Here is a 15,159-nt window from a genome sequence, read left to right as displayed (position 1 = left end):
TCGTCGGACTTCTCACCCGGGTGGAAGTACGGCGGCAGGTACGGGTTGTCCTCCAGCTGCTTGTCGCTGATGTCCAGGTACAGCCGGTCCCGGAAACCCTTCAGGTCGGGCAGCGTCAGCTTCTTCATCTGGTGCGTGGCGTTGCGGGCCTCGAAGTGCGAGCCCAGCGTCCAGCCCTTGATGGTCTTGGCCAGGATCACCGTGGGCTGGCCGGTGTGGGTCGTCGCCGCCTGGTACGCCGCATACAGCTTGCGGTAGTCGTGACCGCCGCGCTTGAGGTTCCAGATCTCGTCGTCGGACATCGGCTCGACCAGCTTGCGGGTGCGCGGGTCACGGCCGAAGAAGTGCTCCCGGACGTACGCTCCGGACTCGCCCTTGTAGGTCTGGTAGTCGCCGTCCGGCGTCACGTTCATCAGGTTGACCAGCGCGCCGTCGGTGTCCGCGGCGAGCAGCGGGTCCCACTCGCGGCCCCAGACCACCTTGATGACGTTCCAGCCGGCACCGCGGAAGAACGACTCCAGCTCCTGGATGATCTTGCCGTTGCCGCGGACCGGCCCGTCCAGCCGCTGCAGGTTGCAGTTGATCACGAAGGTGAGGTTGTCCAGCTCCTCGCGGGCGGCCAGGCCGATCGCGCCGAGCGACTCCACCTCGTCCATCTCGCCGTCGCCGAGGAACGCCCAGACGTGCTGGTCGGAGGTGTCCTTGATGCCGCGGTGGTGCAGGTAGCGGTTGAACCGGGCCTGGTAGATCGCGTTCAGCGGGCCGAGACCCATGCTGACCGTCGGGAACTCCCAGAAGTCCGGCATCAACCGCGGATGTGGATACGAAGGAAGTCCGCCCCTGGATCCGTCCGGCAGGGTGTGCGACAGCTCCTGCCGGAACCCGTCCAGCTGGTGCTCGGTGAGCCGGCCCTCGAGGTACGCCCGGGCGTACATGCCGGGGGAGGCGTGCCCCTGGAAGAAGATGTGGTCGCCGCCGCCCGGGTGGTCCTTGCCGCGGAAGAAGTGGTTCATGCCGACCTCGTACAGCGAGGCGCTGGACGCATAGGTCGAGATGTGCCCGCCCACGCCGATCTCCGGGCGCTGCGCCCGGTGCACCAGCATCGCCGCGTTCCACCGGATGTACGCCCGGATGCGGCGCTCGACGGCCTCGTCGCCGGGGAACCAGGGTTCCTGCTCCGGCGGGATCGTGTTGATGTAGTCGGTGGACGTCAGCGGCGGCACGCCGACCTGTCGCTCCCGGGCCCGCTCGAGCAGGCGCAGCATCACGTACCGGGCGCGTTTGGCCCCGCGTTCGTCGATGACTCCGTCGAGCGACTCGACCCACTCGCTGGTTTCCTCGGGGTCGATGTCCGGAAGCTGGCTCGGCAGGCCGTCACTGATCACCGGGCGTCGTTGTGGCGTGTGGTTCATCGTCATCCTGTTCCAGACATCGACCGGTGTGGGCGTGGTCGTCCGCGGTGAGCCCCGCGGGCGGCTCCAGCTCAATCAGGGAATGTTGCGGCGTCACGTCGTCCACGGGACCGTGTCGATGAGCTGACCGGCCGGGAGGCGCGGCGTACGTGGCGGCGTACCGGACTGCGGTTGAGCAATGCCGAGCCGCAAAGCCAGATAGGGATGGTCGAAGCTCCGCAGCATGCGTCGCAGGGCCTCCCGGGTGGCAGGCACCGAGACGACATCGCTGAGCGGCAGCACCGACACATTCAGCGCGGTAGCGGTGAGCCACACCGTCGACAGGGCCTCACCGGCCTCCAGCCAGCGCTCGGCATCATCTTCGTCGCCGTAGAGCAACGCGTAGGTCGCCGCGCGGTCATGCCCTGACCCGATCGGCAACGTCCCTGGGTGACCGAAGCGCCGACCAGGCACTGTGGTCTGCGGACAATGGTCCGGTAGCACAGCAGCGGGCAGTCCCGAGCCCTCGGGCATCGTTCTGCTGGTCCAGTACTCCAGTTCGGCGAGGGCGAACGCGTCCTTCGCCGCCATGGTGACGGCCCTCGAGGCGGCCGCCGACAGGTCAAGCACCTGGTCGGCGGATAGCACGTGCAGGCGTACGCGCTCCCCGGCCGATGCGGCGACGGCGCGGATGACAGCTGGGGAAAGGGGTTGTTCGCTGACGGGCCGCCGGTCGGTGTACCGCGTGCGCATGGCGTGCGCCTGGTGTTGCGCCTTCGGGGTGATCTCGACGCGATCGAAGGACGTCAGCGTGGCGAGCAGTTCAGGCGTCGAGGTATTCGGCATTCGACGGACGTGTGATACCCAGCCTTGAGCGGCGAGGGAGACGCGGGCGTGATCAAGGACCGCTCCGCAACTGAGCATCAGCAGCCTGCCGTCCGGGTCCATGGCGCTTAGTTGACGGCTGCGATCGGCGAACAGCTCCAACCGTGCAGGGTGCACGCGCCAGCGCCATGGCTGGGTGTTGAGTACGGAGGGTGCATGGCGGACAGCCTGAGTCGCCGCGTCGACAAGTGCATCGGTCAGTTGTTCGGTGTACGAGGTCGAGGAGTTCATCTCTTGTCCTTCGTGGTGGCGTCCTCTCCAGCGGTCGAAGCCCCGGGGCAGGGCGGCGTCGGCTAGAGCATCATTGCTTCGGCCGGACGCGGTGCCGCCCCGCCCTGCTTGTCGGTGTGGGCGTTCGTAGCAAGCATGCCGGGTGTCCTCGCGCTGCTTGAGGCAGACGGCCGCCCACGACCACCTTGACCTGGGATTTCCTCGGCCGATGCGCAAATTCAGCATCCGCTTTCCCCGGACCGGCGGGTAGAGCCACCGAAAGCCAATACGGGTAGACGAACCTGCCGAGGATCGGCAAAGTCGATCCGGCCGGCACGAGCAGGTGAGGGGCAGCAAGTGTCCTCGTCGTCATCCTGATGCCGGTAGGGGCTTTTCGGGCCAGTCGAGGGCGCGTGCGCCGAGCACGGCGGCTTGCAGGGTGAATCGGTGAGCGGGGTCGACCGGGTTGTAGCCCGTCAGGGTGTGAACGCGTTCGAGGCGGTAGGTCACTGCCCGTACTGATATGTGGATGCGTTTCGCGGTTTCGGTGGCCACGCCGCCGGTCTCGAAGTACGCGTGCAAAGTGGTGATCAACGGCTCGGCGCCGCCACGCGCGCGGGTGAGCGGGCTGAGCACCGCGTGGACCAGCTCGACAATGGCGGGATGGTCGCGGAGCAGGACGCGGTAGATCAGCAGGTCACGGGCCCTGACCACGGGGGAAGCCACCCGGAGCCGGGCAGCCATGGTGAGTGCCTCGCGGGCTTCTTCGTAGGAGCGTGCGATGCCGTACAGGCCGGGGTGGGGCCGGCCGACGGCGATCTGCCATGGCCGTCCGCGAGGCAGACGACGGAGCTGGTCGTGCATCAGACGTCCAAGGTCGTCGGCGGCGGCGCGCTGAGGCGGCGCGGTGTCGGGGTTGCTGGCGTCGGCGGGTGCCAGAACCACCAGGAGCCCGTCCTTGGTCGCGACGAGGACGTCGCGGTCGCCGAGCCGGTCGAAGATGACCGCTTCGAGAGCGGTGATCGCCGCGTCGGTGTCGGGCAGCCGCCGGCTCGGCGCAGCCAAGGCGACCTGGTGCACACGGGCGAGGTCGAGACCGAACGGTTCGGCGCGTTCGACCAGGGCGCCGAGATCGGAATCACCGCGCAGCAGGTCGTCGATGAGTTCACGGCGCAGCGTCTCCTCGCGGCGCACCAGGTCGCGACGGGCGACGGCGTACCCCTCCGCCAGGGTCGCGACGGCGTCGTCGACGACCTGCAGCACAGCCGTCGCGGCTGCCCGTACGGCCTCTCGGTCGCGGCTGCGGACGACCTCGGGAAGGTCCTGCCACAGCCGGCGGGCGGCGGACAGGTAAAGCTGCACCACTCGGCCGGCGGAGATGCCCTGCTCGGCGGCTCGCCGGCCGAGCGCTTCCACGGCGTCCAGTTCCGCACGTTTGGGTTTACGCCCGGTGATGGCCGCGTCGGCCAGCAGCGGCAGGTAGTCGCCGAGCAACGCAACAGGCACGCCGCCGGCGTCGCGGCTCGCCCCGGCGGCGACGCCGACGAGCCACTGCTCGTCGGCGTCGGCCACCACCGGCTGCTGGTTGCGGCGTGCTCCGCTGCCCGTCACGTGCGCCCTTCCGCCTGATAGTGCCGGCTGCCCAGCATCTCCCATCTGACCTACGGTCTGCGTCATTTCCCAGCCGTCCGCAGGGTTCGGTTGTCGTGCGTCTCCTTCTGATCGAATATCGGGTGGCCGAAGCCGTCGGCGCGGCTCGGGCTCTCGGATCGGACCGGCGTGTCCGCCGGGGTGCCGCTGAGCTTCGCTTGCAGTGTGTCGACGAGCCGCAGCAGTTCGACGGGGAGCGGGAAGATCAGTGTGGAGCTCCGCTCGGAGGTGAGTTCGGCCATGGTGGACAGCACCCGTAGCTGCATGGCGGCCGGGTGCTGTTCGAGGACCTGGGCGGCGCGGCCGAGGTTGTCGGCAGCCTCGAACTCGCCGGCGGCGTGGATCACCTTGGCCCGCCGGTCGCGTTCGGCTTCCGCTTGGCGGGCCATCGCCCGGCGCATGGTGTCCGGCAGTTCGACGTCCTTGACCTCGACGAGGGTGACCTTCACACCCCAGGCGCTGGTGATCTCGTCGATGACGGACTGCAGGCGCTGGTTGATGGAGTCACGGTCGATGAGCAGATCGTCGAGGTTCACCTGACCGAGGATGCTGCGCAACGTGGTCTGCGCAATCTGGGACGTGGCGACGACATGATCCTCGACCGCCGTGACCGACAGCAGGGGCACCACGACGTTGAAGTAGGCCACCGCGTTGACCTTGACCGTCACGTTGTCCTTGGTGATGACGTCCTGCGGGGGAATGCTCATCGTGACGGTACGCAGTGACACTCGCACCATCCTGTCAACGAAGGGGATGAGGAACGTCAGGCCGGGGCCGCGGGTGGCGATGACCCGGCCCAGCCGGAAGACGACCCCCCGTTCGTATTCCATGACCACCCGCACGGAGATCGCGAGCAGTACGGCCAGCATCAGGCCCGCGATCAGGGACCACTGAAGTGCATTACTCATTGCGTCGTCCTTCTGGTTTGGTCAGCGTCGCGCTGCGGCGGTTGTCGTTCGGCTGTCTTGGTGGGGGAGGGGGCGGGTCCGCGACCAGCCGTCGATCGCCGGTGCCGCGTCCGTACAGCTGGGGCGGCCGAGCGGGTCGACGGTGACCTGGCTGCGGACTGCCGTTACACCGGGCACGCCGTGGACGAGCCGCGAGGGCAGAGACTCGATCCCGGCGGCCGCGATGGTCCCGGTGATGATCGTGACGCCGTCGTGTACGTCGAAGGCGACATCGCTTGTCGGCAGTGTCGCGAGTGCCTGCCGTACATCGGGACGGACCGCCTCGTCGGTACGGTCGTGGACCTTGAGTAGGTCGGCGGTGTAACGATGCCCAGCAGCCGTCGAGCCGGTCCAGTCACCAGGAGCCGGTTGATCGCGTGGTGACGCATCAGCCGGCCGGTCTGGTAGACCGTCACGTCCGGCTTGACCGTCAGGGCGGTGCGCTCATCATCTGACCGGCCGATTGGGCGGTCCAAGTGGGGCACCGCCGCTGGCGTCGCGACGGTGCGCATGAGCTTCGGTCGGGTGCCCGCACCTGAAGGCCGGTCAGCACGTCTGCGCGGGTGATGATGCCGAGCACACTGTCGTCGTCATCGACGACGGCCAAGGCGCTCACGTCGTACGTCGGCGTCATGGTTTTCGCGACGTCCGCGGGCGGGGTTTCATGATCTACGGTGATCACGTCTGCGGGCATGACATCCCGGACTGTCCGCTGCTGCACGACATCTCCCTTCCGGCGCTGCCACAATGCCCGCCTCGCACGGCGGCTCCGCTCGTACCGTGTCTAGCCCATGGTGTCTGCGGTGGAACGGCAACGAATAGGACCGCGGTCGGTGACATCGATCAGACGTTGTTGCCGACAATCGGCAATGACCGCAGGTCAGCCGGTGCGTCGGTGCAGGATCCGCAGAGGGGGATCTCGGGTCGCCCCGTCAACCGGGGAAGGTCGATGTCGGCCCGGCACCGCTCGCAGACCCCGTAGGTGCCGTCCGACATCCGCTGCAGCGCGCGGGCGGCGTCGGCGACGCCCTGGCGTGCCCACGCAATCAGCACGTCGAGGACGCCATCGTCGTATCCGCCCTGATCCGGGCGGATGCGGTGAACGCTCAGACGGGTCAGCCGGTCCGTGTAGGTGCGGTAGTGCCGCTCCAGGACGCGGTGCAGCGCCTCTTCTGCGGGTTGCTGGGATGTCGTCACGGCTAGGATCCTTCCCACGTCGTGCGTACGGTGAGCCAGGTTGTCGACGGTGCCGCGCCGCGCTCTTATGGTGGCCGGTACGTTCAGGCTGAGACCCGTACGGCCCGGCGCGGACGGGCTCCCGTCGGCCAAATCGGCTGGCTGAAACTGCAGGTGTTCGGCAACCCAGCTCAGGGACGGACCGGCCCGCCGGAGGCAAGCGAGCTGGTCACGTCCTGAACGGCTCCGCGCTGATGGGTGGGCGCGACTGATCCAGCAGCGGACCAGTGTCGTGTCGAAGCTGTACGCGATGCTGTTCATGACGTGCAGGACCCTCGGCACGCCGGCGCTGAGCCGGCCCCGCTATCGCCGCGGCACTGCGCCGCCGGAGCTCACCTGTCAGGCTCACTACGCCCGCGTCGGCGGTACCGGAAGCGGATCGCCCTGATTCGCCGGTGCCGGGATTCGTGCCATGAGGTCGCCTCGGAGACGATGTCCACCAGCCGGCCGTTGTTGGCGACGATCGGCACGGCACTGATCCGCTCCCGGGTCAGCAGCTCGGCCAGCTCGCCGATCGGCGCTCCCCGTTCTGCCGCCACCACGTTGGTGCTCATCACGACATCCCCTGGCGTTGGTTGCCGAACGTACGCATGATCCTGCCGTCGGTCGGCATGTTGAGCGGCTCAGATGGGGGCGTGGCTCACCTGTCCGGGAGCGGCGACGGCGGCCACGATGAAAAACACGCGATGTCACCGGCTTCGCTCGTGCCCGGTGATCAGCCACTGTTTCCGCTGAGAGGCAAGGATGGACATTCTCAACGCGCACGACTTGACGGCACTCTCCGACCAACGCGGCGGGTTCCGCGTCTCGGTGTTCCTGCCGACACATCGGGCGGGCCGGCAAACCGAACGCAACGCTATCCGGCTCAAGAACCTGTTGAGGCAGGCCGAACAGGCGCTGATCGACGACGGGTTGTCCGCCGCGGCGACCGATCAGATGATCGAGCCGGGCCGTCGCCTGCTGGACCGGGCGCGGTCGTGGGAGCGGCTCAGCGACGGGCTGGCGGTGTTTCTCGACCCGAGCGGGATCCAGCACTTCCGGGTTCCGCTGCGGCTACCCGAGCTCACGGCCGTCGGGGATCGTTTCCTGACGCGGCCTCTGTTGCCTCTGCTGAGCACCGGCGGTCACTTCTACGTGCTGGCGCTCAGCCAGGACGAGATCAAGCTGTTCAGAGGGTCTCGGTACGGCCTGGACGAGGTGGCGGTCGACGGGCTCGCTCTCGCGGTCTGGCTCACCATGCCGCGGCGTCGAACTCCGGTGCACGCCTTCGTAGCGGATCGCGGCGGTACCGGCGGCCGGGCCGTCTTCCACGGCATCGAGGACGACACCACGCCGCTGGTGTTGCAGCATTTCCGGCGTGTCGACCGGGCACTGCGTGAGGTACTGCAGGCCGACGCCGCTCCGCTGGTGCTCGCCGGCGTCCGCTCGACTCAGGCCCTCTATCGCCAGGTCAACACCTACGCTGCGTTGATGGGCGATGGCGTCGACGGCAACCCCTGGGACCTCGGCCCCGAGCAGTTGCACCGCCATGCCTGGCCGCTGGTGGAGCCAGTGCTGTGCGGAGAAGAAACCATCGCCGCCGGTGCGTACAAGCAACTGCGGGGCACGGGACGCACGTGCACCGACACCGTGGCCGTCGGTGCCGCAGCCCGTGAGGGACGCGTCGAGACGTTGTTCGTTCGTACCGACGCGCCCGGCACGGGCAAACGAACGGTCATCCGGCTGCACGAGCACACCGGCGAGGTTGACCACCTCGACGACGCCGCGATATCTACCCTGCGTCACAGCGGCACGGTGTACGCCGTACCGCGCGACCGCATGCCGGACACTTCACCGATGGCAGCCACCCTGCGCTACTGAAACTGTCGCCGGACCACGCTCGGTCAGCTCCGGCCTACCGCCGCGCCAGACCGGTGAGGGCGATCGAGCGCCGGGCGTGCTCCGGGACCGGGCCCACCACCCTCCGAGCGTCTGTGCCATGGCACGCCGTCCGACGAACCATCCGTTCGCCGTCTGGGACTACCGCACCCGTGCCGTTTTCACCACATCCGGCTAGTACATCGTCTATGTGGCCGGTTCCGCCGACGAGACCCCGCACACAGCGACGCTCACCGTGCAATGACCGTGGTGTCCCGATCGCGGACCACGGCCACGGGACAAGGAGACTGCGTGATGCTTTGTGTCGATACCGAGCCCAGAAGGAGTCCCTTCCATCCGCCGTAGCCTCGGGAACCGACTACCAACAGGTCAGCGTTGCTGGCGGCTTGCAGCAACATCACGTTGGGAGCACCCTCGGCCAGCCACATCTCCACATTCCTGCGCGTAGCGTCGACCGAAGCGCGCCGCATGCTCTCCCGGAGGGTCTCCCCGGCTTGTACGGCGACGTCGTCGAGAGCCTCTTGTGGTAAGGCGCCCGACCGTCCGGCGAATCCGAGGTAGGGCACGATCCACGCGTGCACGACCTGCAAGGAAGCAGCACGAGCGGCAGCGGCCTGTTCGGCAAAACGCAACGCCTGTACTGAGCTGGCAGACCCATCGACACCGACCACGACTCGCCCCGCTGCGGATTGCCGCCGGCGTCCGCGCACGACGACTACCGTGCCGTGCGCATACTGCACGCAGCTCTGGCTGACGGACCCCAGCATCGAACCGGTGACACTGCCACGTCCGCGTGAACCGACGACCAACAGCGAATCCGCGCCAGCCTCGCGGATCAATTCTGGGACGGGATGGCCGTACAAGACCTGGGACGTCACCGCGACATCCGTCGCGTGCACGCGGTCAACCACTGTGCGGACGCTGGATGTGACGTCTTGCAGCAGGCGGCTGCGGAGTTCGGCCACGGAATACAGCGCAGCGAGCCGATCGACCTCGATCGGGGTGCCGTCCGGATGCCATACATTGATCGCGCGTACCGGTAGCTTCCGCAACCGGCCTTCTCGGAGTGCCCAGGCCAGGGCTTCGTCGGAGTCCGGCGAGCCATCGAAACCGACCACTACTTCGGTAACGGCCACGTGTACCGCCTCTCCATCTAACGGCTGCGAGGACCAAGAGGGCCGTGCAGCACTGGTTACCTACCTTCGCGAAGCGACGCGGGCCACACACCTGCTGGAGATGGTCACCTTACTCCCGGTTGCCGGGTGACCATGCGCGCGTGAGCCGAAGAGGTGGTTTCCCGGCCCAGGAATCCCGGATGGACTGTGGCCTCGGATGGCGCATCGTTGGGGCCGTCGCATCGAAGGCTCATGCCGGTAGCGCCTGCGCCTATGCCATCGCGGCCGTGTGCAACGACGCGGATGGCAACGCCTTCTCCATATTCTCGGATAACGATAAGACCCCCGCGTGGACCGTTGGCAACCGGTCAGCTGGCCAATGTCGGAACGGTGCGTGGCCTGCTCGATCGGTACCAGCGGTGCACTGCAGGTCAAGGTGGAGCGCCCGGCGGTCGATCCGCCCGGCGGTGTGTTCTGCTATGCCCTCACCGCGGACCGCAGGCCGCGAACCGCGAACCGCTGGGCGTCGGCGGTGCCATCAACAACGGCGGTATCGTCCTGGAGTGAACCGGTCAGGCTCTGGCTCCGGACGTGGGTGGCAGCCGTACGAGAAGTTGCTCGACCTGGCCGCCTCGGCGCCGTCGTTCTTCACGTTCCTGGTCACCGAGGGCGTGGCCGACAGCGGTGGACTCATCATGCTGCCGCACCTGCTCGGTGAGCGCGCGCGCCACAGTGGAGTGCGCTGCCGCGGAGACTACATCGGACCGTCGATCTCGGCCGCAGGCAGTCCGCAGCCACCGGAGGACTCCATGACCCGATCGTCACCCGTCCCTGGCCCGTCAGGCACGCAGTAAGAGGGGTTGACTCGGCTGTGCTGGCTGTGTTCCTGGCTGCGCGGAGTCCGACGCGATGCCGGCGTCGGTGAGAGGTGTTGCCGCTGTCGACCGGGACGGCACCGTGATGATCGGCAACGGCGCGGCCTGGAGCAGCAGGGTGGCGACGCCGCCGAGCAAGAAGTTGATCACTGATCCGTGCCCCCGGCTCCCGATGACCAGCAAGTCGGCATGAGCGGTCCCGACCAGATCCAGGATCTTGCGCGGCACGTTTCGCGTGGTGGTCCTGGACGACAGTACGGTGGCGGGGACGCCGTCGTCCTGCAGCCGCCGAGCCGTGCGATGCAAAGAAGCCAACACGGTTCTGTTGTCCTCGGTTAGGAACCCGGACCTACTGATCGTGACCTCTTGGACATGAATGACCGCCAGCTTGCCGCCGACGGCCCGGGCGAGACCTTCCGCGATGGGCAGCGCGTTGGACGCGGACGCGGATCCGTCGGTGGCCCAGGCGATGGTCGTGAGCATAACTCCTCCTTCGGGCGTCATATCTGCTCCCAGAAGGGGAGGAGACGAGGCCCGGATCGGCGTCGGGTAAGCCCGAACATCCGTTGACCTGCTAATACCAGATTGCGCCTGCGGGTCTTCAAAGGCGATGGCCGCATCCGGCCGAGTTTGGCGCGGTTGGTTGCCGAGCCGCAGCAACCGCTCGTTCGCCGCGGCGGTCCTGCTAGTCGGCCGTCGGTCTGTAGCCCCGGACCGAAGAGGCATCCGGGCGGTTCTGGTCGCTCCGCGTCGGCCTCGCCGCGTCAGACTTGCTGCTGCGGGTGGGAGGTCCTGTCCTGCGGCACGTCGGCCAACTCGTCGGCCGGTACCTCTACCCGTTGTGTCGTTGTTGGCAGGGCACGCAGAGCCGGGCGTGCGGGAGCACCGCTAGGCGCTCGGCCGGGATCGAGATGCCGCACTTCTCGCAGCGGCCGTACGTGCCCTCGGCGATCCGGTGCAGCGCGCCGGTGATCTGTTCCAGCGCACGCCGGGTGACAGCCTGCAGTGCCGCTCGCTGGTACGCCTCGCCGGGGTCGCCGGTGTCGGCGTCGAGCTGCGTGAACTCTCTCAGCCGTGCCGTTTGTAGCGTGAACTCCTCGCTCAGCGACGCGCGCACCTGCGCGAAGCGGCCGTGGTCGGGGGCGTCGGTATCGATGTTCATGATCCATCCTGTGGTTGCGGAGGCCGGACAGCGAAAAGGGCGAAGCCGAACGGCTTCGTCCTGGCACCTCAGGGTTCGGGCTCGCCGGGTTGGGACCGGCGTACGCGGCCCGTCCCGGTGCACGGGACGAGCCGAGGTGGAATTCAGGTGACGAACGCCTGGATTCCGTCGCGGGGTGGGTCCGGGCGCGGGTGGGTCCAGGTGCGGACGGGCTCAGGCTTGTTGGCGCTGCCTGCGCATGCTGCCCCGGCTGAGCCGGATGCGACCGCGCCGGCGCTGCTTCCCGGGGTGGAACGGTTCAGCGCTGAACGGGTGGGTGCGGCCGACGGTGGAGCGCACCAGGTCGGCGTCGTCGAAGTCGTACCGGATGCGGTTGACTACCTTGGTGACGCCCGGCACCGTCGCGACCACGCGGGTGGCGATCTCGGCGGTGGAGTGTCGACCCACCGCGCCGGTCAGCGTCGCCGTGCCCTCGTGCACACGCGCCCCGACCTGTTCCGGGTGGATCCACAGCCTGCGGCGCAACTCCGCCTCGACCTCGCGCCGAATCTCCGCGTCGTTCCGTGCGTACGGGCGCAGCAGATCACCGCGGGACACCACGCCGAGCAGGCGCCCCTGCGGGCTCGTGACCAGCAACCGGCGGACATTGCGGCCCTGCATGGTCCTGGCGGCCTGGGTCAGCGACGCGTTTGCGTCGATGGACAGCGCCGGGGTGGTCATCAGGTCCCCGGCTCGCAGGGCCGTGGCTCTTCCCTTCGGCCGGCCCCCTCGCGGGTTGTCCCGCTCGCCGTCGGCGACGCCGACGAGCAGGTCGGCCTGGGAGACGACCCCGAGGACACCGCCCGTCGCGGTAGTCACCGGTACGGCGCTGATGTCCTCGCGATCGAGCAGACTCACGATCTGACCGACCGGGGTGTCCACACCCACGGTGATCACCTCGCGCGTCATCACGTCATCGACCTGCCAATGCATTTCGACACCTCCCCGGACTGTCCAAGGCCGAGCGGGCGCCCGCACCCCAGTCCTGTTCGCCAGATTTGTTTGCTACGTCAATTATTGCTGCGGGGCCGGGGCGCCGAATACGGTCCGCGACGGCCACGTATCTCCTTGTTATTTGCCGGTCGTCGGCAACGGCCGGTGTGCAGCCCGGTGTTGCCCCCGCCGCCATCCCTGGCTGGTCACGCGATGGTTGTGGCCAGCTGCCGCTTCAGCGGCTGCACATGGGCGGGCCGGACCGGCAGGCGGGCGGACCGCAAACCGCGGAACGGACCGCGCTCGGGCGCCTCAGGTGCGGCCGTGACCGGGTCGTCGACGTCGAACGTGAGTAGGTCGACGCCGCCGCCGGTGCGCAGACGCGGCCTTCACTGACCGATCTGGCATGGGCACGTGCGCGGCGCCAACGGCGGACAACGGCACGCACCGGATGCCGGGGGACAAAAGTGTTGCTCTGCCTGCGTTAACCGCATCGTCGATCACCGTGTCGATCGCGACGATCGGGGTTCGGTCGTGGGGCGTGGCTCTGCGGGTGGTAGGCAGGCACTCTCGCCGAATGCCGGAGGTCGAGCGACGCCCGCTATTCACCAAGCAGATCCGCGTTGACGCCCGGACTTGTTGAATCGTGTGCGGGCGCGGACACCAGTCGGCCTGTGGGCGGGTCGTCCGGCTATGGTCGTGGTGGCCGCCGATCACCGCTCCAGCGGGTGTGGTCGGTGATCCAGATGGCCGTGCTCACGACGGCCGCACTCACCGCGATGAGCGCGATTCCGAGGCTGGTCGTCAACACCGCCAAGCCCATGATCAGCGCGGCTGCGATCAGCCAGGCGCGTGCGGTCATGCCGCGCCACTTGTACGGCCGGCGAGGCATGACATGGCTGAATCGATCGGCGAACTCCGGGTCTTCTGACCGCAGTCCGCGTTCGATTTCCGTCAACCTGCGCTGTTCTGCGTCGTTGAGCATGCCTACTCCTGTCCGAGTGGCGACCCGTCCGCAACGACCTACTGTGGAGCCCACCTCGTGGGTTCCGTTTGATGCGACCGGTGCGGGCGGACTCGAGCCGCCGCCTGCCGATCCGCTTTTCTGTCCACGGACAGCATCCGCTTGACCTGACCCCTATCGACAGGGTCGACAACAGCAAACTGCGAAAGTCGGACATGCCGAACCACGGCAACCGTCAGTCGTACGTCATACCCGGCCGCTGAACAGGGGTCCCCAGGCCGGGCCCGACACGTCGGCATGGCAGCACACCGTCAACCCTCGTCGTGGATTGCGGGAACCACCATCACCGGGCACGGAGCGTGCTCGATCAGGTTCCGCGACGTCGAGCCCATCACCAGCCCTCGGAATCCCCCGAGTCCCCGTGAGCCGACGACCAGCAACCCGGCCGACGTGCGACGGACGAGGGCGATCAACGCCGAGGCGACGGAATCGCCTGACACGACCTCGGTGCGGTACTTGACGTCTGGATGGCGCGCGCCGACGCCGAGCGCGCCTGCCGCAGAATCGCCCACCGTGACCCAGAACCCGGGGTCGCCTGCCGCGATCGCACCCGCGGAGCTTCTGCGCGCCGGCTGATGATGGGCCAGGATCAGCTCGACGTCGCGGAGTTGCGCTTGTGCGAAGGCGCTCTCTGCCGCCCGGTTGGCCCCGGGCGAACCATCGGTGCCCAGCACGATCGGCGCGTCATCGCAGGGCGCGTCGCCGCGTACAACCACGACCGGGCAGCGCGCATGTGCTGAGGCCTGGGCAGCCACCGAGCCCGCCAAGAGTCCGGTGAACCCGCCGAGGCCGCGATGACCAACGACGAGAAGCTCAGCGTCGCGTGAGGCGTCGACCAGCACCCCGCCGGGCGAACCGTCGATCAGGCGAGTGGTCACCGACAGGGAGGGGTGATCGCCGCGGGTCTGCTGTGCCGTCTGCGACAAAAGATCCAGCATCGCCGCCCGCGGCCCTCGATCGTGCTGATCGTACGGAGCGTGGAAGGGCGGTCCGATGACCGGCCAGCCGAAGGCATGCACGATGCGCAGGCCACAGCCGCGCCGCACGGCCTCCCGCGCGCCGTAGTGAACCGCGGACCGGGCTGTCGCCGAACCGTCGAAGCCGACTACCACGTGCCTGCTCATCGAAAGACCTCCATCACTGCGCCGGTGCCGAGCCAACGTCCGCGCCACAGGGAGCGCAACACGAAGTTCAGGCCGACCTTGGCGGTGGCCGGCGTGCGGGTCCTGCCGACGTCGCCGCCCGTCGCGGGACATGAGACTGGGTGGCTCGCCCCGGCGACCCGAGGCGATGCAGATAGAGGTGCAGATAGAGGTGCATGACGATCCCTCTCTGAACGTGTGTCGAAGACCCTCAGGCTTCGGCTTCGTTCCTGGTGCGGGCGCGGCATCTTCGCATAGCCCGCCAGCCTGTTTGGCGGCTGCGCCGCAGCTCGACGCGTCCGGCAAGGACCGTATGGCGGGCATTGCCGTAGCCGGCCCATTCACCGAAGGTCCGGGTTGGTGCCCGTGGTGGACTCTCGCCCCGCCTCGGTTATGCCGAACCGGCCCTGCGATCAAAGGCACGCAGTTTCTGGTACCGGTCCACCGCCCAGCCGCTGTCCTCAATGGTGGATCCGTTTGCCCAGTGAGCACAGGTCCGACGACGGACACGTTGACGTCCCCGCATTGCCGGTCATGAGCAAGCATCGCCACCGCAGTGACGAAAGACGCCCCGGTTCAGGCGCCGATCCGGCGCTGTCTGGCTAGGCGACACCGCGCGGATTGCCGCCCGTCGGCAACCAATCCAGTCCGGTTCGGTGCGGCGCTCACCTG

At 68.1% G+C, this 15,159-nt stretch carries 14 protein-coding genes; 1 reads left to right on the top strand and 13 read right to left on the bottom strand.

Annotated features, from left to right (window positions below; genetic code table 11):
- The 7 genes from LDL48_RS39610 to LDL48_RS39575 all read right to left on the bottom strand — a co-directional run.
- Positions 1-1,412: pyruvate dehydrogenase E1 component-related protein (locus LDL48_RS39610; RefSeq protein ID WP_504786605.1), on the bottom strand; the 1,412-nt coding region annotated here is incomplete at its 3' end.
- 93 nt (positions 1,413-1,505) lie between these two features.
- Complete coding sequence (locus LDL48_RS39605; protein WP_225260321.1) at positions 1,506-2,507, bottom strand: Acg family FMN-binding oxidoreductase; 1,002 nt, start codon at positions 2,505-2,507, stop codon at positions 1,506-1,508.
- Between the two features lie 348 nt (positions 2,508-2,855).
- Entirely contained in the window at positions 2,856-4,097 is a 1,242-nt protein-coding gene (locus LDL48_RS39600; RefSeq protein ID WP_225260320.1) for a PucR family transcriptional regulator, read from the bottom strand.
- Between the two features lie 62 nt (positions 4,098-4,159).
- Complete coding sequence (locus tag LDL48_RS39595) at positions 4,160-5,005, bottom strand: slipin family protein (RefSeq protein WP_225260319.1); 846 nt, start codon at positions 5,003-5,005, stop codon at positions 4,160-4,162.
- Between the two features lie 508 nt (positions 5,006-5,513).
- On the bottom strand, positions 5,514-5,804 hold the full coding sequence (locus LDL48_RS39585; protein ID WP_225260318.1) for a CBS domain-containing protein: 291 nt from the start codon (positions 5,802-5,804) through the stop codon (positions 5,514-5,516).
- Between the two features lie 122 nt (positions 5,805-5,926).
- Entirely contained in the window at positions 5,927-6,280 is a 354-nt protein-coding gene (locus LDL48_RS39580) for a TraR/DksA family transcriptional regulator (protein ID WP_225260317.1), read from the bottom strand.
- Between the two features lie 371 nt (positions 6,281-6,651).
- Positions 6,652-6,873, bottom strand: coding sequence for a CBS domain-containing protein (locus LDL48_RS39575; protein WP_225260316.1), 222 nt, complete (start codon positions 6,871-6,873; stop codon positions 6,652-6,654).
- A gap of 190 nt (positions 6,874-7,063) precedes the next feature.
- On the opposite strand from LDL48_RS39575, the gene LDL48_RS39570 reads away from it, so the two are divergent.
- Positions 7,064-8,179 carry a baeRF3 domain-containing protein gene (locus LDL48_RS39570; protein WP_225260315.1) on the top strand — a complete coding sequence of 372 codons (1,116 nt, stop codon included), beginning with the start codon at positions 7,064-7,066 and terminating at the stop codon, positions 8,177-8,179.
- 248 nt (positions 8,180-8,427) lie between these two features.
- Here the strand turns inward: LDL48_RS39570 and LDL48_RS39565 are convergent, their stop codons facing one another.
- The 6 genes from LDL48_RS39565 to LDL48_RS39540 form a co-directional block, all read right to left on the bottom strand.
- Positions 8,428-9,333: a universal stress protein gene (locus tag LDL48_RS39565; RefSeq protein WP_225260314.1), complete on the bottom strand. Its 906-nt coding sequence runs from the start codon at positions 9,331-9,333 to the stop codon at positions 8,428-8,430.
- Positions 9,334-10,151: 818 nt separating this feature from the next.
- Complete coding sequence (locus LDL48_RS39560) at positions 10,152-10,670, bottom strand: universal stress protein (protein ID WP_225260313.1); 519 nt, start codon at positions 10,668-10,670, stop codon at positions 10,152-10,154.
- Between the two features lie 349 nt (positions 10,671-11,019).
- On the bottom strand, positions 11,020-11,349 hold the full coding sequence (locus LDL48_RS39555; RefSeq protein WP_225260312.1) for a TraR/DksA family transcriptional regulator: 330 nt from the start codon (positions 11,347-11,349) through the stop codon (positions 11,020-11,022).
- A 213-nt stretch (positions 11,350-11,562) separates the two neighbouring features.
- Positions 11,563-12,321, bottom strand: coding sequence for a BON domain-containing protein (locus tag LDL48_RS39550; RefSeq protein ID WP_225260311.1), 759 nt, complete (start codon positions 12,319-12,321; stop codon positions 11,563-11,565).
- A gap of 691 nt (positions 12,322-13,012) precedes the next feature.
- Positions 13,013-13,306 (bottom strand): DUF3040 domain-containing protein, encoded by a 294-nt coding sequence (locus LDL48_RS39545; RefSeq protein ID WP_225260310.1) that lies wholly within the window; start codon positions 13,304-13,306, stop codon positions 13,013-13,015.
- Positions 13,307-13,596: 290 nt separating this feature from the next.
- On the bottom strand, positions 13,597-14,469 hold the full coding sequence (locus LDL48_RS39540; protein WP_225260309.1) for a universal stress protein: 873 nt from the start codon (positions 14,467-14,469) through the stop codon (positions 13,597-13,599).
- Positions 14,470-15,159: the final 690 nt, after the last annotated feature.

The sequence above is a fragment of the Jidongwangia harbinensis genome (genome assembly GCF_020216025.1).
GTDB lineage: Bacteria > Actinomycetota > Actinomycetes > Mycobacteriales > Micromonosporaceae > Actinoplanes > Actinoplanes harbinensis.
The sequence above is the reverse complement of the archived record's forward strand: the minus strand, read 5'-3'. Positions and strand labels throughout refer to the sequence as shown.